This window comes from Streptomyces sp. NPDC019224 (assembly GCF_040632605.1).
Lineage (GTDB): Bacteria > Actinomycetota > Actinomycetes > Streptomycetales > Streptomycetaceae > Streptomyces.
Map to the genome: position 1 here is coordinate 174663 of NZ_JBEYCF010000005.1, position 18804 is coordinate 193466.

General features: G+C 70.5%; 18 protein-coding genes. All 18 read left to right on the forward strand.

What is annotated here, in order from left to right; all coding sequences use genetic code 11:
* The first annotated feature begins 30 nt into the window (after nucleotides 1–30).
* The 18 genes from ABZ564_RS05485 to ABZ564_RS05570 all read left to right on the forward strand — a co-directional run bounded on the left by ABZ564_RS05485 (nucleotide 31) and on the right by ABZ564_RS05570 (nucleotide 18802).
* A complete protein-coding gene (locus ABZ564_RS05485) occupies nucleotides 31–963 on the forward strand; it encodes a LuxR C-terminal-related transcriptional regulator (RefSeq protein WP_360849820.1) in 933 nt (310 codons plus the stop codon).
* A gap of 296 nt (nucleotides 964–1259) precedes the next feature.
* Nucleotides 1260–1409, forward strand: coding sequence for a hypothetical protein (locus ABZ564_RS05490; RefSeq protein WP_360849823.1), 150 nt, complete (start codon nucleotides 1260–1262; stop codon nucleotides 1407–1409).
* Between the two features lie 172 nt (nucleotides 1410–1581).
* Nucleotides 1582–1734 carry a hypothetical protein gene (locus ABZ564_RS05495; protein ID WP_360849826.1) on the forward strand — a complete coding sequence of 51 codons (153 nt, stop codon included), beginning with the start codon at nucleotides 1582–1584 and terminating at the stop codon, nucleotides 1732–1734.
* A gap of 225 nt (nucleotides 1735–1959) precedes the next feature.
* Nucleotides 1960–2748, forward strand: a complete 789-nt coding sequence (locus ABZ564_RS05500; RefSeq protein WP_360849829.1) for a hypothetical protein — start codon at nucleotides 1960–1962, stop codon at nucleotides 2746–2748.
* A 542-nt stretch (nucleotides 2749–3290) separates the two neighbouring features.
* On the forward strand, nucleotides 3291–4301 hold the full coding sequence (locus ABZ564_RS05505; protein WP_360849832.1) for a hypothetical protein: 1011 nt from the start codon (nucleotides 3291–3293) through the stop codon (nucleotides 4299–4301).
* A 33-nt stretch (nucleotides 4302–4334) separates the two neighbouring features.
* Nucleotides 4335–5399 carry a histidinol-phosphate transaminase gene (locus ABZ564_RS05510; protein ID WP_360849835.1) on the forward strand — a complete coding sequence of 355 codons (1065 nt, stop codon included), beginning with the start codon at nucleotides 4335–4337 and terminating at the stop codon, nucleotides 5397–5399.
* Nucleotides 5396–7339, forward strand: coding sequence for an alpha/beta fold hydrolase (locus ABZ564_RS05515; RefSeq protein ID WP_360849838.1), 1944 nt, complete (start codon nucleotides 5396–5398; stop codon nucleotides 7337–7339). Before ABZ564_RS05510 ends, ABZ564_RS05515 begins: the two co-directional genes overlap by 4 nt.
* Nucleotides 7314–8570 carry a hypothetical protein gene (locus tag ABZ564_RS05520; protein WP_360849841.1) on the forward strand — a complete coding sequence of 419 codons (1257 nt, stop codon included), beginning with the start codon at nucleotides 7314–7316 and terminating at the stop codon, nucleotides 8568–8570. The genes ABZ564_RS05515 and ABZ564_RS05520 overlap by 26 nt, the downstream gene beginning before the upstream one ends.
* A 72-nt stretch (nucleotides 8571–8642) precedes the next feature.
* Complete coding sequence (locus ABZ564_RS05525) at nucleotides 8643–9515, forward strand: TauD/TfdA family dioxygenase (RefSeq protein ID WP_360849844.1); 873 nt, start codon at nucleotides 8643–8645, stop codon at nucleotides 9513–9515.
* Nucleotides 9516–9561: 46 nt separating this feature from the next.
* Nucleotides 9562–9777, forward strand: coding sequence for a hypothetical protein (locus ABZ564_RS05530; protein WP_360849847.1), 216 nt, complete (start codon nucleotides 9562–9564; stop codon nucleotides 9775–9777).
* Nucleotides 9778–9884: 107 nt separating this feature from the next.
* The gene (gene pyrB, locus ABZ564_RS05535) at nucleotides 9885–10931 is read left to right on the forward strand and encodes an aspartate carbamoyltransferase (protein ID WP_360849850.1); all 1047 of its coding nucleotides are present in this window, start codon (nucleotides 9885–9887) and stop codon (nucleotides 10929–10931) included.
* Nucleotides 10932–11043: 112 nt separating this feature from the next.
* Entirely contained in the window at nucleotides 11044–12312 is a 1269-nt protein-coding gene (locus tag ABZ564_RS05540; RefSeq protein ID WP_360849853.1) for an MFS transporter, read from the forward strand.
* The gene (locus tag ABZ564_RS05545) at nucleotides 12278–14272 is read left to right on the forward strand and encodes an inositol monophosphatase family protein (protein ID WP_360849856.1); all 1995 of its coding nucleotides are present in this window, start codon (nucleotides 12278–12280) and stop codon (nucleotides 14270–14272) included. The genes ABZ564_RS05540 and ABZ564_RS05545 overlap by 35 nt, the downstream gene beginning before the upstream one ends.
* Nucleotides 14269–14832, forward strand: coding sequence for an adenylyl-sulfate kinase (gene cysC / locus ABZ564_RS05550; RefSeq protein WP_360849859.1), 564 nt, complete (start codon nucleotides 14269–14271; stop codon nucleotides 14830–14832). The genes ABZ564_RS05545 and cysC overlap by 4 nt, the downstream gene beginning before the upstream one ends.
* A 20-nt stretch (nucleotides 14833–14852) precedes the next feature.
* Nucleotides 14853–15749, forward strand: a complete 897-nt coding sequence (gene cysD / locus ABZ564_RS05555) for a sulfate adenylyltransferase subunit CysD (protein WP_360849862.1) — start codon at nucleotides 14853–14855, stop codon at nucleotides 15747–15749.
* Complete coding sequence (locus ABZ564_RS05560) at nucleotides 15749–17062, forward strand: GTP-binding protein (protein WP_360849865.1); 1314 nt, start codon at nucleotides 15749–15751, stop codon at nucleotides 17060–17062. Before cysD ends, ABZ564_RS05560 begins: the two co-directional genes overlap by 1 nt.
* Nucleotides 17055–18413, forward strand: coding sequence for a cation:proton antiporter (locus ABZ564_RS05565; RefSeq protein ID WP_360849868.1), 1359 nt, complete (start codon nucleotides 17055–17057; stop codon nucleotides 18411–18413). The genes ABZ564_RS05560 and ABZ564_RS05565 overlap by 8 nt, the downstream gene beginning before the upstream one ends.
* Complete coding sequence (locus ABZ564_RS05570; protein ID WP_360849871.1) at nucleotides 18410–18802, forward strand: hypothetical protein; 393 nt, start codon at nucleotides 18410–18412, stop codon at nucleotides 18800–18802. The genes ABZ564_RS05565 and ABZ564_RS05570 overlap by 4 nt, the downstream gene beginning before the upstream one ends.
* Nucleotides 18803–18804 lie beyond the last annotated feature (2 nt).

The window sequence follows — 18804 nt, forward strand, 5'->3', positions numbered from 1 at the left end:
AGCGACAGGCCGCTGGACGTATATCGGACGTTGGTCGGGTTTCCGCACTGGGGAGTCGCCGAGATCGCCGCGCACCTGGCCAGGACCGAGTCCGATGTACGCGACAGTCTGGACGAGTTGGCCGAACTCTCCATGCTCTACGCGCACGGTGACACGGTCACACCGATAGCGCTCAACCCCGAGGCCAGCCTGGCCGCCCTGCTCAACCAGCGGGAGAGCGAGATCCGGGCCCAGCAGGCGCGGCTGGCGATGGCACGCCGGGAGGCCGCCGAACTGGTGGCCGTCTACGCGGTGCAGCGCGGGGAACGCGGCAACCTCGGCCTCGAACGGCTCGACAACATCGCCTCCGTGCGCGCCCGCCTCGCCGAACTCGCGGAGCGGGCCCAGGAGGAACTCCTCTCCTTCATGCCCGGCGGCGCGCAGAGCCAGGAGGCCCTGGACGCCAGCCGGCCGCTGGACGAGCGCAGCCTGACGGCGGGCGTGCGAATCCGCACCCTGTACCTCGACAGTGTCCGCAACGACCGGGCGACCACCGAGTACGCCCGCTGGCTCGCGGAACTCGGCGGCGAGATCCGGACCATCCCGTCCCTTCCCGTCCGCATGCTCGTCGTCGACCGGTCGGTGGCGCTCCTGCCTGTGGACACCAAGGACAGCAAGGCGGGGGCGATCGTGGTGCGGGCACCCGGAGTGCTGGCCGCCCTGGTCCATCTCTTCGAGTCGACGTGGTCGCAGGCGCGGCCCCTGGGCGGAGCGAGGGTGGCCAGCTCACCGGACGGGCTGACGCCCCAGGAGGCCGAGCTGCTCAAGCTCCTCGAACTCGGCAACACGGACGAGATGGCCGCCCGCAAGCTCGGTGTCTCGCTGCGCACGGTGCGCCGCATGATGGCGGACATCATGGGGCGCCTCGGGGCACGCAGCCGCTTCGAGGCCGGGGTGCTGGCGACGCGCGCCGGGTGGATCTGAACGAGCCGTTTTCCGGGCAGACCGGGCGTCGGGCCTGGCCGTCTGGTGTCATGGCAGTTTGCGGCCTTCGTGCCACGTTTTTTTGCGGTCTCTTGATGCCATCATGGGCCGTCATGTATGCAATCCATATCCGGTTCGCCATACTGCGGGCAGGAGCCGGGCCGGTCGACATTCGTGATGTCGCCCGAAAATTGTCCGAGGCGTCGGCATCAGACCTTCAACATGTCTACGCGCCTAGAACGAGCAAATTCGGGCATAGCGGTGTTCTCTATATGAACGGGGAGAATGTCGGGGCCGTGAGCGAGCGGGTTCTGCGGGCGGTGCGCGAGCTCATCGGGGGCGATCCGATGCGGGCCGATCTGACGTTTCCCGCCGAACCCTGGGCCGCCGGGCTGTGCGACGCCGCGATTCTCGTGAACTCCTCGGCCGACCGGGCCGAACACTGAATGGCACCTTGGTGACTGGGCACCTTGAGGCCAAAGGTATCCCTGGAGATGTGCTCGGATCGTGTGTCACTTTTAACCGGCCGCAGGCGGAGAAACTCCTCGGAACTCTCTTGAGGATCTTCCGCTTCCCGGAAAAACAAACGATGAACCGTGCTTTTCGAAGAGGACGAACATGTCTAAGCGCTTTCTGACTGCCCTCGCCTGCTCCGGCGCTGTGCTCGCCGCCGTCTTTGCCACCGCGTCCGCCACCTCGGCGAGCCAGGCGGTCACCGCCCACGAGACGCGCGCCGACGGGGCCTCCACCGACAGCTGGGGCTGGGACTAAGGGCTGTCCCGTAACCTCCGGCGGGCGCACGACGACAGCTACGGCGCCTCGCCGCGTTGTCGGAACGACCGAATGCATCCGGTATGCGGGCGTCCCCCCGCCTTGCGATCGCACGCACCAGACGCCGCCCGGCCCGCCCTCCGGGCGGACGGCGCTACTTTCGAAACACTCCCCAGCCGAACCGCCGTGTCCGCGAGCGTTCGAGTCCGAGCCCCGGGAAGCATCATGCACCACTCCGCCGACACCGCCCGGTGTCCGGTCACCACCTGTGCGACGAGCCGAGTACCGGCCCCGCCGAACCCCACGGACTCGCGACTGTGCCGGGCTTGCCGCGACGGCGTCGCCGGGGACCTCGCCGAACTGCCCCGGCTCCACCGGGAGATCGAGTACCTCCTGACGCCCGCCGGCAACAGCAGGGGTGAGCGGGTGAGCGGCAGTCGGCAGTTCGGCCTCGTCCTCAACGAGGAGGCGTCCGCGGCCCGCACGCGGATGGTCTCGGTTCTGGCCTGCTGGGCCGGATCACTGACCGGGGCGGTGGCGGCCCCGGCACCCGAACGCGAGGTACGGGCCCTCGTCTCCTTCCTCCTGCGGCACCTGGACGTTCTCGCCGTCCGGCCAGGTGCCAACGCGGAACTGGTCGACGAGATGTCCGCCCTGGTCGCGACGGCCCGGGCCCTCGTCGGGCACTCCGTGCGGCGCCCCGTCTCCCTGGGCCCCTGCCCCCGGCCCGGGTGCGGGACGGCCGTGGAGATGGCCGTCGGAGCGGTGCGCTGCGGAGCGGGCCACGTCTGGGCCGCCGACGCGTGGCTGACGCTGCACCGGTCGCTGGCCGGAGCCGCCGTCGCGTCGACACGCACCCGCAAGACCCTGCCCACGCGTCTCGCGGCCCAAGCGGCCGGTGTCACCGAGGCGACCATTCGTAAATGGGCCAGCCGAGGCAAGCTGACGCGTTACGGAAGTCATGCGCGGGCCGAATATGACGTCGATGAATTGGCGTCTCTTGCTGCCGGGTAGTTCTTGCCGCCTGGAATGTATCGCAGCCCTTGAAAGGGTCTGGTCCGGCTTCTTGAAAGCCATCGACCGGACCCTTTCGGGGGTTCCCGTGTTTCCTCGGACAAATCTTTCGCCGCTGTTTGACACCGCCTCGTCGAAGTGTCACACTCTTCGCGGCGGAAGAAGTGTCGAAATTTTCAGCCGACGACTTTCCCGCTCTGATCGGGTGTCACGCGACTGGTGTAGTTTCCCAGTGTCGCGGTGGCCCCTTTTTCTTTCCGCTCGCCGAAGAAGCAGGGGCAATGTTTCCCGATTCGAACGACGCCATAGCGGACTCGCTGGAAGTGGTCCGTCGGGCACGGACCGCATGGGAGGAGCGGGCCGGAACGGCTGCCGCGTCCGGCCCGCGCTCGAGTCCGTACGAGCAATTCCTGCGCCGCGTACGCGAGAGTGCGCCCTTCTACCGTGATCTTCCGCGAGACGCGGACGTGACGGTCGGGTGGCCACTCGTCGGTCGCGCTGATCACCAGGCGGACGGGACTCGATTCCGGCTTTCGGATTCCATGAACGGCCTGTACACGCTCAGCTCGAGCGGAACCACAGGGAATCCGCTGAACGTCACGCTCGACGACGCCGCCTGGTACGCCGTCAACTACTATTTTTTCGCCCAGATCCGTGACCATGCGGGTCTTCCCGAAGATCTTTTCCAACGCGGCCGGCCGGCCGTTCTGTTCGTCAGCAACAAGCCGGGACGCCCCAGTTTCGTAAGGCCCCTGCCATCCCTGAACGACGGGCTTTACCTGCGCTTTCAGCTCCCGGAGTCGGCGGACGCCGTGCTGCCCGTGTTGCGGAAGTTCCCGGCCCCCGTCCTTTATGGCAAGCCGACCTACCTGCTGGAACTGCGCACCGCCCTCCTCGGCCTGGGCCTCGCACGCGCGCCCTGGCACCCCCGGCTGCTGCTGGTCAGCGGTGAACCGCTGCACGCCGACGACCGCCGACGGCTCACCGACTACTTCGGCGCGCCTGTGATCGACGCGCTCGCCTCGACCGAGGGCGGCCTCATCGCCGCGACCGAGCCGGACGGGACGACGTACCGGGTCTTCGGCGAGAACGTACGGCTGGAAGTCCTGGACGAGCAGGGCGGGACTTCCGCGTCCGGGACCGGAGAGCTGGTGCTGACCAACCTGGTCAACCACAGCACCGCCTTCGTCCGCTACCGCACCGGCGACCGAGCCGAGCTGGCCACCGGCCCGGACGGCACCCAGCGGCTGACGCGCCTGTGGGGGCGGGAACCGGAGACGGTCCGCTTCCGCACGCGGGAACTCCCCGCCGACGAGGTGACCCGCGCCCTCGGATTCCTGCCCGGCCTCGCGGACTTCCAGCTGGCCCGGCGGCCGGACGACGGCGGGACACTCCTGCGCTGGGCCGCCGAGACGACGTACGACGCCCCCGACGCCCTGGCCGCCGCGCTGCGCGACGCCCTGGCCGGCCTGCTGCCCGACGAGGACGTCCGGTGGGAGCGGTGCGCCCGCATCACCCCGCCCGGTGGGAAGAAGCGCCGGTTCCACCTCTGAATCCCAGCGTCACCACACCTAGGCGGAGACCCGATGCCCCAGAAGAACCAGACCGACCCGGCGAACCGGACCGACACCACGCACCTGAACCTGACCTGGACGGGCAACCAGTTCCTGGACGCCCAAGAGCAGACCGACCTGATGCGGTCGGCCACCGAGGCCATGGACATCACCAACCGAGGTGACGTCTGGAGCGACGAGGTGGCGGCCGCCGTCGCCGCCCGCTTCGACCTCCCCGCGCCGTACGTCCGGGTCGGCGCGGGCGCCACCCAGCTCATCGACACCCTGCTGCGCGGCGCCTACCAGGGCCTCGTCGTCGACGTGACCCCGAACTTCCACCTCACCGCGACCATCTCCCGGCAGCAGGGCTGGAACTACGCGAGCGTGCCCGTGCGCGAGCCCGAGGACCTGCTGCCCTCCCTGGAGCCGTACCTCGACCGGCCCGAGGCGATCATCGTCCTGTGCTCGCCGCGCAACCCGCTCGGCTACCAGTTCCCCACCGCCGACATCGCGGCCCTCCTGGAGCGTGCCCGCGGACTCGTCGTTGTGGACGAGGTGTACGCCGACTTCGCCCCGGACACCGCGATGCGCCTTGTGTCCGAGTTCCCCAACCTCGTGGTGATGCGCACCTTCTCCAAGGCATGGGGCCTCGCGAACCTGCGGATCGGCTTCGCCGTGTCCCAGGCGTTCACCCGCGACGGCTTCCCGTTCTGGCTCATGCCCAACAGCGTCTCGGGCGTCGCTCAGCACACCGCGCTGCGCCTGCTCGCCGAGCCCGCCGCCGTCGAGGACAGCATCCGGCGGACCCTGGAGTGCCGCGAACGCCTGGTGGTCGGGATCGCGCGGATCGACGGCATCCGGGTCTGGCACTCCGACGCCAACTACATCTGTCTGGAGAGCCCGCACGCGGCCAGGATCGTCGCCGAGCTGCGCGCCGCCGGATACCTGACCCGCCTGCTGCACGACCTCAAGGACTACCCCGAGGACTGGCCCGTCGGCGTACGGATCAGCGTGCCGCGGGAGAGCGAGATCGACGCCGTCGTGAAGTGCGTCGCAGCAGCGCACGAGGCGGGCGAGCGCGCCCGGACCACGGGGTGAGCGGCGGCGAATTCCACGGGCGGCCCGCGCTCAGCGCCGACGGCTGCTTCGCCGGATGGCTGTGCGGCGGCTCCGAGGCCCCCCGCCTCGTCCTGTACGACGTGGCGGCGCGCCGCGAACTCGGCCGCTCCCACGTGGGAGCGGCCCGCTGCCGCGCCTTCACCTGGACCCACCTGCCGGGCGTCGGCCTCGCCGAGGCGGACGCCGACGGAGCCGAGGACTGGAGCCACTTCCTGGTCCGGGTCGAGTCCGGTGAGTGGCGCCCGCTCGGCGACGGCTCGCTGCGGCGGACCCGGGTCGTCGGCCTGTCCGAGCGGCGGCCCGACGAGGTCGTCGTCTCCGCCGACGGCGCGGAGCCCGGACACCGTGACTACCTGCACATCTCGTTGCGCACCGGCGAGACCACCCCGGCCCTGCGCGACAGCGCGCACGCCGCGGTGTACTTCGACCGCGAACTGCAGCCCCGGCTGACCGAGTCCGTCCTCGCGGACGGCACCCGTGAACTGCGCCACGTGCCCGCCGCGGGCGACCCGGCCGGTGCCCTCTTCCTGCGGATACCGCACGAAGAGGCGCTCACCGCCAGGGTGTTGCGCTTCGGCGACGACCCGGACCGGCTGTACATGGTGCTGCCGGACGGGCCCGGCGGCGTACGTCTTGCGGAGCTCGACTGCCGACCGGGAGAGCCGGCCGGAACGCCGCGGACGCTGCACCGGGTCGAGGGCGGCGACTACGCGGACGTCCTCTTCGCCACGGACACCGGAGCCCCGGACCTGGTCCACACCGAGCGGGCCCGAACGTCCTGCGTGCCGCTCGACGAGCGGTGGACGGCGCCCGTCGCCCGGCTGCGAGAGGAACTCGCCACCGAGCTCACCGTCCTGGAAAGACGAGGGCCCCTATGGCTGGTCGCCATGCACCGGCCGGATCGCGACGCGCACTACGCGCTGCACGACGTGGCGCGCGGCGAGACCTGGCCGCTGAGCCGGGCCCGCCCCGAACAGGAACCGCTGCCCGTGGAGTGCCGACCCGTCCGGGTCCCGCTGCGCGGCGGCGGCCACGCCGTCACCTACGTGACCCGCCGCACCGAAGAGCGGCGCGACGGCACACCCGGCCCGGCCGTCCTGCTGGTTCACGGCGGGCCCTGGCGGCGCAGCGGCTGGCGGTACGCCGAGCGTCGCGCCGCAGTCGCCGCCCTTGGCTACACCGTGATCGAGCCCAACTTCCGTGGCTCCACCGGCTTCGGCGCGGGGTGGATCAACGCCGCGGACCGGCAATGGGGGGCTGCCATGCAGGACGACCTGGAGGACACCCTCGACTGGGCGGTCGCCGAAGGGCTCGCCGCCCCGGACCGGATCGCGCTCATGGGCGGCAGCTACGGCGGATACGCGGTGCTCCAGATGGCCGCGACCACCGCGCGCCCCCTGCGCTGCGTGGTGGCGACCTCGCCCCTGACCGACCTCGTACGGTTCGTCGAGGAACCCCCGGCGTTCTGGCGGTCGGCGGCCCCGATGCTGCGCCGCCGCATCGGCGACCCGGCCGTGCCCGAGCAGCGTGCGGCGCTGACGGCGGCCTCACCGGTGAACCGGGCGGACGGGGTGCGCTGCCCGGTGCTCCTGGTGCACGGCGCCAACGACAGCCGGGTGCCCGCCGAGATGGCGTCCCGCATGTTCATGGCGCTGGCCAGGGCCGACCGCGACGCCTGCCTCGCCCTGTTCCCCGACGAGGGCCACGAAGTGGTGACCACCGGCAACCGGGCCGCACTGGACCGGCTCATCGCCGAGCACCTGGACCGCTGGCTGGCTCCAGCCACCTGCACGGTGCCCGGGACACCGGTCGAAAGCACCACGCTGAAGGTGTTCGACTCACCCCGCGCCGCCCGCCGCAAGGCGGCCGAGGCGCTGAACTCTGGAGCAGAGCATGGCAATTCACCTGACCGGCAGTAACGCGTTGCTGCTGCTGACCCCCAAGACGGGCAGTACCTGGATACGCCGGAAGATACGGGAACTCGGCCTCGCCTTCGAGGACCTCGGCGACCCGGCGATGCGGGAGCACGACCTGCTCGCCTCCTTCGACCGCTCCCGGTACGGCTTCGTCGGCGCCTTCGTGCGTGACCCGCTGGAGTGGTACCGCTCCTACTGGTCGTACCGCATGGAGAAGGGCTGGCGGCCGCAGTACCCGCTCGACGAGCACTGCCAGAGCGACGACTTCCAGACCTTCGTGCGCCGCGCCGCGACCCTCCTGCCGGGCGCCCTCGGCAACATCTACACCTCGTACGTGGGCGCCCCCGACGACGAGATCGACTTCATCGGGAAGCAGGAGAACCTCGCCGAGGACTTCGCCCGCTTCCTGGAGCAGGCCGGCGAGACGTTCGACCGGTCAGTCCTCTTCGACAGCAGCCGGGTCAACGCCACGACGATCCGGCCCGATTACCCGGAGGAACTCAAGGAGCTGATCACTCTCTCCGAGTGGGAGACCATGGGCCGCTTCGGCTACCTCGCCGACCGCCCCGACCCGATCGGCCTCGCCGAGATCCAGGCGCGCTTCCCCGAGGACGCGAACGACCTGCGGCTGCTGTGCCTTTGGACCGAGAAGATCCATTGGGCCCCCGACGACAAGAAGCGGGAGGCGGGCCGTCCGGTCGCCGCCGACACCCGCTACGCTCGCGTCAACAGCAACTTCGCGCTCTTCGCCGAGCACAAGAGGCAGGACGCCGCGTATGCGGGCGGACGCTACCGCGAGGCGCTGCGTCTCGACCCGCTGCACCCGCGCACCCTGTGCAACTACGCGCTCCACGTGGCCGCACACGAGGGCGACACCGACCAGGCCCGCAGCCTCATGCTCCGTGCCCTCGCGGTCCGCCCCCAGCACCCGTACACACTCGGCAAGTTGGCCGGTCTGACCGCGGGCGAGCTCGCCGACCCGGAACTCGCCGAGGTCTTCTACCGGCAGAGCCTCGCCGCCAATGCGAACCAGAGCGAACTCCGCGTGGAGTTCGCCAACTTCCTCGCCGGCCGGGACCGCCTCGACGAAGCCCTCGCCCTGCTGGGCCCCGAGGTCGAGCGCCCGGAGGCGGACCGCCTGACGCTGCTCACGCACGCCTCCCTGCTGGCCCGGTCGGGCCGGGTCGCCCAAGCGCGCGACTTCCAGCGCCGCGCCACGGCCACCGCAGCCTGAGCGGCGGAACCTTCCCGGAGCGGCCGGCCCACCGCGCCGCTCCGCACCCACCTGCCAAGGAGGCAACGCACGATGCAGACAGAGAGCCGGCTGGCTCGGGTCATCCAGGACGAGCACATCAAGGGCGCGGGCCGCACGGTCGAGCAGATCGCGGACGACGCCCGTGAGGTCATGGAGAAGCACCGGATCTGCCTGATCCGGGACTTCCCCCTGGACCCCGACCAGTACCTCGCCTTCCTCGGCCACTTCGGCGAGCCGCTGACGAACTACTCCTCGCTCAGCGAACTGGCCAAGACCGACCCGCATCCGCAGATCAACCGGGTCAAGTACAAGAAGAAGCCCACCGGCGCCCAGTCGGTGCACTACGTCGCCGGCGGGCTGCGCCCGCACTCGGCCCGCTCTTGGCGCTCCCCGCGCCCCTCGCACTTCGCGATGCTGATGGTCGATCCCGGCTGGCGCGAGGTGCCGGAGGGCGAGCGCGGCGAGTCCGTCGTGGTCGGCTGGAACGACCTGTTCACGCAGCTCGCCGAGCGTGACGGCGAGGTGTTCCAGGAGCACTTCGCCCGGCTGTCGAGCACGCCGATAACCTTCCAGGCGAACAACGTCCGCGAGGAGCTCAGCTCCCAGCCGGTGCTGTACACGCTGGACGACGCCCGCGGCCCGTACGACGTGGGCGTCCGCCTCAAGCAGGACCTTGGCGACAAGATCGAGGGCATCCGGGACCAGATCCCGGAATTCGAGGCCTACCGCGACTCGCTCGCGTACCTGATGGAGGCGAGCGCCGAGGAGCGGTACTTCGCCTGTTTCCCGATGGACAGCGGCGACCTGCTGCTCCTGGACAACCACCGCTTCGCGCACGGCCGCCTCAAGATCGTCGGCGAGTACGTCGTCGACGGCGAGGCCCGGACGAACAACCGTGAACTGTGGAGCGTCACCGTTCACTGAGCGCCGTCCGGCCTCGTGTTCGCACACCGACAAGGAGATTGACGTCATGAGCAGTTCTCAGGACAAGCCCGCGGCAGAGCAGGACGAGCAGGCCGACCTCGTCGAGGTCTGCGCGGAGCTCCAGGGCGAACTCGACGCCCTGATCGGCGCGTCCGGTGGCTCGGCGGCCGCCCAGTCGCTGGACACCGCGGTGGCCTCCCTCAAGGAGGTCGAGCAGCGGAACGTCTCGTCGGTCCAGCTGGTGGCCCTGACCAGCGGCTGATCACAGTCCGGTTCCGGTCCGCGGCCAGAGGGCGGCGGACCGGAACCGTACCCTTAGCCTGTTGGCAATTTGCACACTGTTCAGCAACTAAAGAAGGTCGGTTCGGCATGTCTCTCACCGGAAAGCACGTTCTGTCCAGCGAACTCTTCGACCGGGACGAACTGGAGAGGCTGTTCTCCCTCGCGGACCTGCTCGTGCCGGTCGCCCGCGGCCGCAAGGTGGCCCGGGTCCTGGAGGGTGCCGTGATGGCGAGCCTCTTCTTCGAGGCAAGCACGCGCACCCGGCTCAGCTGCGAGTCGGCGTTCCTGCGCTTGGGCGGCGGAGTGCTCAGCTGCACTAACGCGGAGCTGATGTCGATCTCCAAAGGAGAGTCCTACGCCGACACCAGCCGTGTGGTCAGCGGCTACTGCGACCTCATGGTGGTGCGGCACCCCGACGACGACGCCGTGCACGAGTTCATGGCCGCCACCAACGTTCCCGTGATCAACGGGGGCAACGGTGCCGGTGAGCATCCGACCCAGGCCCTCCTCGACATGTTCACCCTGCATCGGGAGTTCGGGCGCGACGGCCGCGGCCTGGACGGCCGCCGGGTCGCTCTCGTCGGCGACCTGCGGTACGGCCGCACGGTCCACTCGCTGATCAACCTGATCTCTCTCTACGAAGACCTGACCATCGTGTGCGTCGCCCCTGCGCATCTGGGGATGCCCGTCGCCCTGCTGGAGCGGGCCGAGATGCGGGGGCACCGGATCGAGCTGAGCGAATCCCCCGAGATCGCACTGAAGGACGCGGACGTTGTCTACGCGACCCGGCTGCAGACCGAACGCTTCGGCGGGGGGCCGGTGTCGTACGGCGAGGAGTTCCGTATCGACAAGTCCCTGGTGAGCAGGGTCTGCCGGGCCGACACGGTGATCATGCACCCGCTGCCACGGGACAGCAGGGCCGGCTCCAACGACCTGGCCATGGACCTCAACTCCGACTCCCGCCTCGCGATCTTCCGCCAGACCGACTCCGGGATTCCCGTGCGGATGGCGCTGTTCGCGTCCGTGCTCGGCGTCGCCGAGCAGATCCCCGACGCCCTGCGCCCCGCGACCTGGTACCGGCCGGAGTACACCGGCCCGGACGATGCCCCCTTCTACCGCAACACCGCCTTGTAGACGGCGACTTCACACAGCATCCCCGGAACGCCGGGGCGGACCGGTCACCACGACCGGACCGCCCCGGCGTTTCCCGTTCCCGACCGCGGACTCGGAGTCAGAAAGAGGCGCCATGACTGTCGCATCACCCAAAGAGACCCGGGGCGCGGCTTTCGCCCTGTACCGGAGCCCGCTTGTCTCGGTCACCATGGCCGGCACCTTCTTTCTGAAGATGGTCTCCTTCCTCTGCATCCCGTTCATGACGATCTACCTGAGCGAGAACGTCGACGTCCCGCCCTACGTCATCGGCGTCATCGTCGGACTCAGCCAGATCGGCTCACTGGGCGCGGGCTTCTTCAGCGGCGTCCTCTCCGACCGGGTCGGCAAACGACTGGTGCTCCTGGTGGGGCTGTTCGGCAGCGCCGCGATCTTCCTGCTGTTCTTCCTGGTGGCCACGTTCCTGAAGGGGACGGCCGCCTTCCCCGTGCTGTTCGGCGTGCTGAACGCGGGCTACGGCGTCATGTCCGCCTTCTTCTGGCCCGTCACCCAGGTCCTCATGGCCGACAGCCTGCCCAAGGAGCACCGCCCGGCCGTCTTCCGGCACCGCTACGTGCTGACCAACTGCGCCGTCGCGGTCGGACCGCCCGCCGGAGTCCTCCTCGGGCTCGCCTCCGCCGGGGCAGCCTTCGTCGTCTCGGGCCTGGCCTACCTGGTCTTCGCGTTGGCCTTCTGGTGGATCACCCGCGGCCGGGCCTTCGAGCACGCGGGCGGACCGTCCGAGCGTCCCACCTTCACCGGCGCGTTGAAGGTCCTCGCCACCGACCGCATCTTCCTCGGCCTGACCGTGTCGATGATCCTGTTCGCCCTGGCGTACTGCCAGATCGGGTCGAACCTCTCCGTGCTCGTCAGCGAGGAATTCAGCGACGGCGTGCGGTTCTTCTCGCTGTTGCTCGCCGTCAACGCGGTCGGTGTCATCGTGCTGCAACCGCTCGCCACCGCGATCGCCAAGCAGCTCAGTTCCCGGCGGACCATCCTGTTCGGCAACGCGCTGTTCGCGGCGGTGTGCCTGATCTTCGGCTTCCTGGACCTTGGCAAGGCGGGCCTCGTCGCCCTCGTCGTCGTGATCAGCCTCGCCGAGGTGCTCGTCGTCCCCACGGTCAGCATCGTCGTCGACGAACTGGCCCCCGCAGACCTGCGCGGCACCTACTTCGGCGCCTCCACCCTGCGCAACCTCGGCATGGGCGTGGGCCCTGCGGCCGGCGGCCTGGTGCTGGGCGTGTGCGGAAACCCGGCCCTCTTCTTCTTCATGGGCCTGTGCGGCTTGGCCGCTTTGGCCGTCGTCCACCTCACCCTCAGGGAGAACTCCGTTGCGGATACTGGTGCTTCACCAGAACCTGTTTGACCGGCTCGGCTACGAGCGGGCCATCGACCACGATCGACACGAGGTCACATACGCGGGCGCCCGCGCATACCTCGACAACATCCCCGCCCACATCCGCTGCGACACGTTCGCCTGGGACCCGGCCCGCCCAGTCGCGGACCAGCTGCGCCCCCTGTTGGCCGACCGCCCCCCGTACGACCGGATCATCGCCCGGCACGAGCAGCTGATCACTCCGGCCGCCGATCTGCGAGCCGAGTTCGGCATCCCGGGAATGCGACCCGACACGGCCCGCAACTTCCGCGACAAGGTCGCGATGAAGCACTCCCTGGCCGACGCCGGCTTCCGCGTGCCGCGCTACCTGTCGCTCGACACCCTCGGCCCTGCGGACGCGGCGGCGGTTCCGTGGCAGGGCCGCACCATCGTCAAACCCCGTGACGAGGGCGGCAGCCAGGGCGTGCGGTCCTTCGGCACCGTCACCGAAGCCCTGGCGTACGTCCGCGAGCAGGAAGCCGGGCAGGACGGTGACTTCCGTGCCCGCTACGAGCTGGAGGAGTACGTCGAGGGCCCCATCTGGCACATCGACGGCTTCCTGTTCCAGGGCGAGGTCGTCGTCGCCCAGCCCTCCCGCTACGTGGGCACCCCGCTGCGCTTCGAGAACGGCGAACCGGTCGGTTCGGTCCAGTTCGACGACCCCGAACTGACGGACTGGGCGGTGCGTTGCGTCCGGGCCTTGGGCGGCGAGACCCTCACCTTCCACCTCGAAGCGATCATGACCGAGGACGGCCCCGTCTTCATGGAGGTCGCGGCCCGCTGTGGTGGCGGCTACATCGTCCGCGCCACCGAACTGCGCACCGGCGCCCACCTGCACGCCCTCGACATGGCCTCGGACATCGAGGGCACCCTGGCCACCCACCTTGTCGGCGCCGCCCGCGAGGACCTCAAGTACGGCTTCTTCCTCTTCCCCGGCCATGTACACGGAGGCGCCGAGGTCACCGTCGAGGCCCCCCCAGGACTCCTGGACGATCCGCTGGTGATCGGCCACACGATGGTGGCACCGGGCACCCCCACCCCGCTCAAGCACTCCTACCGCCCCGAGCACCTGCCCCTGTCGGGCATGGTCGCGGGCGCCGACCCGGCGGAACTGGAGGCCTGGATGCGGCGGCTGTTCGCTGCGACGACCGTGCGCGGGCGCCGCCCCGCGTACACCGACGCGTACGACGGGACGGGCTGCTCCGCCGACGACCACGCGCTCGCCCACCGGCTCGCAGAGGAGGCGGGCGCGCTGCTTCTCACGCTGCGGACCGACGCTGCCTTCCGGGAGCCGCGCCATCTCAAGGACCTCGGCGACTCCCGCTCGCACGACTTCCTCATGGCCGAACTGGCCCGGCACCGCCCGCAGGACGCCGTCCTCTCCGAGGAGGGGGCGGCCGATCCGGCGCGGATCGCGGCACGCCGCGTCTGGATCGTTGATCCACTGGACGGAACTCGCGAGTTCTCCGAAGCGGGCCGCGACGACTGGGCCGTGCACGTCGCCCTGTGGGCCGACGGACGCCTGGTCGCGGGAGCCGTGGCGCTGCCCGCCCAGGGCGTGACCCTCTCCACCGCCGCCCCGGCGCCCACACCCGACACAGACGTTGCCGTGCTGCCGGTGCTCGGCAGCCGCACCCGGCCCCCGGCCTTCCTTTCCCGGGTTGCGAGGCGCGTCGGTGCCGAACTGACCGGGATGGGCTCCGCCGGGGCCAAGACCGCCGCCGTGGTGCGCGGACGGGCCCGGGCCTACATCCACGCGGGTGGCCAGTACGAGTGGGACTCCGCCGCACCGGCGGCCATGGCGATCGCCGCCGGGCTGTGCGTTTCCCGCCTCGACGGCTCGCCCCTGCGCTACAACCGCGAGGACCCCTACCTGCCGGACCTGCTGATCTGCCGGACCGAGGACTCCGAGGCCCTGCTGGCCGCGATCCGCGCGGAGGAGGGGCGATGAGCGTGCCCACCGCCGGCGGCACGCCCCGGCGCGGGGCGACGCTCTGGCTCACCGGGCTGCCCAGTGCGGGCAAGACCACCCTGGCCCGTGCCCTGGCCGAGCGCCTGACCGCCGAGGGCCACCGAACCGAGGTCCTGGACGGCGACGAGGTCCGCGAGTTCCTCTCCAAGGGCCTCGGCTTCAGCCGCGAGGACCGGTACACCAACGTGACCCGGATCGGCTTCGTCGCCCAAAAGTTCGCCTCGCTCGGGGCCACCGTGCTCGTCCCGGTGATCGCCCCGTACGCCGACGCCCGTGCCGCCGTGGCCGAACGGCACCGCGCGGCCGGCACCCCGTACCTGGAAGTGCACGTCGCCACCGGGCTCGACGTCTGCTCCGCACGGGACGTGAAGGGCCTGTACGCCAAGCAGGCGGCGGGCGAACTCACCCACCTCACCGGGGTCGACGACCCGTACGAGGCGCCCGAAGCACCCGACCTCAGGCTGTGGACCGAGGGCCGCGCGGTCGACGAATCCGTGACTGAACTGCACCGACTGATGACCGAGAAGGGACTGGCGTGACGACCGTGACGCAAGCCTCCGTGTTCCGACCCACCCACCTGGACGACCTGGAAGCGGAGTCCGTCTACATCTTCCGGGAGGTGGCGGGCGAGTTCGAGCGCCCCGTGCTCCTCTTCTCCGGCGGCAAGGACTCCATCGTGATGCTGCGCCTGGCGCTGAAGGCCTTCTGGCCGGCGCCGGTGCCGTTCTGCCTCCTCCACGTGGACACCGGGCACAACTTTCCCGAGGTCATCGACTTCCGAGACCGCATGGCCGCCGAGCACGGACTGACCCTGCACGTCGCCCACGTCCAGGACTTCATCGACGACGGCCGGCTCACCGAACGCCCCGACGGCACCCGCAACCCGCTCCAGACCGTGCCCCTGCTCGACGCCATCGAACGCCACCGCTTCGACGCGGTCTTCGGCGGTGGCCGCCGCGACGAGGAGAAGGCCCGCGCCAAGGAGCGCGTCTTCTCACTGCGCGACGAGTTCGGCGTGTGGGACCCGCGCCGCCAGCGCCCCGAACTGTGGGACCTCTACAACGGCCGCCACAACCCAGGCGAGCACGTCCGCGTCTTCCCGCTGTCCAACTGGACCGAACTCGACGTCTGGCAGTACATCGAGCAGGAGAAGATCGAGCTTCCCGAGATCTACTTCGCCCATGAGCGCGAGGTGTTCGCTCGCAGTGGTATGTGGCTGACCGCGGGTGACTGGGGCGGCCCCAAGGCCGATGAGACCCCCGAGCGGCGCGTGGTCCGCTACCGCACGGTCGGCGACATGTCCTGCACCGGCGCCGTCGACTCCACGGCCGCCACCGTCGTCGACGTCATCGCCGAGGTCGCCGCCAGTCGCCTCACCGAGCGCGGCGCCACCCGCGCCGACGACAAGCTCTCCGAGAGCGCCATGGAAGACCGCAAGCGCGAGGGGTACTTCTAATGACAACCACCACCGCGAACTCCCCGTGTCACGCCGCCCTTTCGGCCGGCACCCTGCTGCGGTTCGCCACCGCCGGATCGGTCGACGACGGCAAGTCCACGCTGGTCGGACGCCTTCTCCACGACTCCAAGTCGGTCCTCGCCGACCAGCTGGAGGCCATCGAGCATGTCTCCCGCACCCGTGGCCAGAGCGTGCCCGACCTCGCGCTGCTCACCGACGGCCTGCGCGCCGAACGCGAGCAGGGCATCACCATCGACGTGGCCTACCGCTACTTCGCCACCCCCCGGCGCCGGTTCATCCTCGCCGACACTCCGGGGCACGTGCAGTACACCCGCAACATGGTGACCGGCGCTTCCACGGCCGACCTGGCCGTCATCCTGGTCGACGCCCGCAACGGCGTCCTGGAGCAGACCCGCCGACACGCCGCCGTCGTCGCGCTGCTGCGCGTCCCGAACGTGGTCCTCGCCGTCAACAAGATGGACCTGGTCGACCACGACGAGGCCGTGTTCGCCGCGATCCGCGAGGAGTTCACGTCGTACGCGGAGCGCCTCGGGCTCGGTGACATCGTGGCGATCCCGCTGTCCGCGCTCGCCGGGGACAACGTCGTGGAGCCGTCCGCCCACATGACCTGGTACGCCGGACCGACGCTCCTGGAGCACCTGGAATCGGTGCCCACCGACACCGACCGGGCCGCGTCCCCGGCCCGGTTCCCCGTCCAGTACGTGATCCGCGCTCAGCAGGGCGAGTTCCGCGACTACCGCGGTTACGCGGGACGGCTCGCCTCCGGCACGATCGGCGTCGGCGACGCCGTAACCGTGCTGCCCTCCGGGCAGACCGGCACCGTGGCCGCCCTGGACGTCCTCGGCACCGCAGTGGACCGGGTGACGGCAGGCCAGTCCCTCACCGTGCGGCTCGCCGAGAACCTCGACATCTCGCGCGGCGACGTGCTCGCCGCCGGGCCGGGCCCCCGGGTCGGCCAGGACATCGAGGCGACCGTCTGCCACCTCCACGAACGAGCCCTGCGGGCGGGGGAGAAGGTCCTCGTCAAGCACGCCCACCGCACCGTCCGCGCGGTGGTCCGGGAGATCCCCCACCGGATCGACATCGACACTCTGGTCCAACACCCCGCCGACGACAGCCTCGCCGTCAACGACATCGGCCGGGTCGTGCTGCGCACCGCCGAGCCGCTCGCCTTCGACATCTACGCGGACCATCGAGGCACCGGCTCCTTCCTGCTGATCGACCCTGCGGACGGCACCACCCGCACCGCAGGCATGATCGGCCCCCGCAGCCCCTGGAGCAGTGATGACTGACGCCGACCTGTTCAGACTCCTGGCAGGCCTCGTGCTGCTCCTCGTGGCGGCGCACCTGCTGGGCCGGCTCTTCGGCCGGTTCCGTCAGCCCCCGGTGATCGGTGAGATCGCCGGGGGGCTGCTGTTCGGGCCGTCCCTGTTCGGTGTGCTCGCGCCGGACGCACAGAGCTGGCTGTTCCCGAAGACGGGTGCGTCCGCGACGGGACTCTCGCTGATCTACCAACTGGGCATGCTCCTGCTGATGTTCCTGGCGGGCCGGCAGATGCGGGAGGTCTTCTCCCGGCGCGAGAGCCGCACCGTGGGCGTCGTCGCGGTGGTCGGCATGGCCGTGCCGTTCCTCTTCGGGCTCGCCCTGGTGCCGTTCATCGACACCGACCGGCTGCTGGGACCGGCGGGGAACAGGACCGCCCTGACGCTGATCCTCGCCTGCGCCGTCGCCATCACGAGCATCCCGGTGATCTCGCGGATCATGCTCGACCTCGGCATCATCGGTACGAACTTCGCCCGGATCGTGCTGTCCGTCGCCGTCCTGGAGGACATCGCGCTCAATGTGGTGATCGCGACCGCGCTCGGCATGGTCGGCGGCCACGGGGGCGAGGCGTTCGGCGTCCCGCACCTGCTCGGTGTCGGCTCCGGCACCGGTGCCGTGGTCTACCACGCGACGGCGTCGGTCGTCTTCTTCGGCCTCATGGCGGTCGCCGGCGCACAGGCCCGGCGCTTCCTCGCCGGACGGTCCGCCACCGAGGCCCGGCGGCCCACTTCGGTCGCGATCCAGGTCTCCCTGGTCCTGGCCGCGGCGGCCTGCTGCCTCTTCCTCGGCATCACCCCCATGTACGGCGCCTTTGTCGTCGGCCTCATCGCGGGCCGCTCCAGGGCGGCGGGGGAGAGTGAGGGAGCCCGGGTGGTCCACGCCTTCTCGGTCAACTTCTTCATCCCGGTGTACTTCGCCGTGGTTGGCCTGAAGCTGGACCTGGTCCACTCCTTTGACCCGCTGCTCACGCTGGCCTTCATCGCCTTCGCCTGCGCGGTCAAGGCAGGCAGCGTGTACGCGGGAGCCCGCTGGTCCGGCAGTACGCCCCTCAAGGCCGTCAACCTCGCCGTGGCCATGAACGCCCGGGGCGGACCGGGCATCGTCCTGGGCACCCTCGCCTACGACGCGGGCATTGTCGACGCCACCCTCTTCACCACCCTGGTGCTCACCGCCGTCATCACGTCCCTGATGGCCGGGACCTGGCTCGACCACGCGATCCGGCGAGGACTGCTGCCCCGCACGGACGACTACGAGCCGGACGATCCGGACACGGCCGCACCCGACACCCATCCGGACCCCGTGGGAGCGAAAGCTGCATGACCGCCACACCCGTCTGCACCTGCCTGCCCGGAGCCACCCTCTGGCTCCCGGCGAGCCCGGCCGCCCGCGCCGCCGCGCAGGACCTCGCCACCCTTCTGACCACCGGCCACCACCGCCGGGTCACCGTGCTCGACACAGCGGTCGGCGACGTCCCCGGCGAGCCCCCTGAGGCCGCCGTCCGGCGGACCGGCCTGGTCGCCGAGATCCTCGCCGCCAACGGATTCCTCGCCGTCGTCCTCGACAGCGCCGCACAGCCGGCGGGCCTGGACGCGGTCCGCGCCCGCCACCGGAGCGCGGGCACCCCGTTCCTGGAGCCGGCCGTCGCGGCCGGCGCTCCGCCCGACCTGTTCCGGCTGCTGGACGAGTACGGCCTGGCCCTGCCCCGCTGACC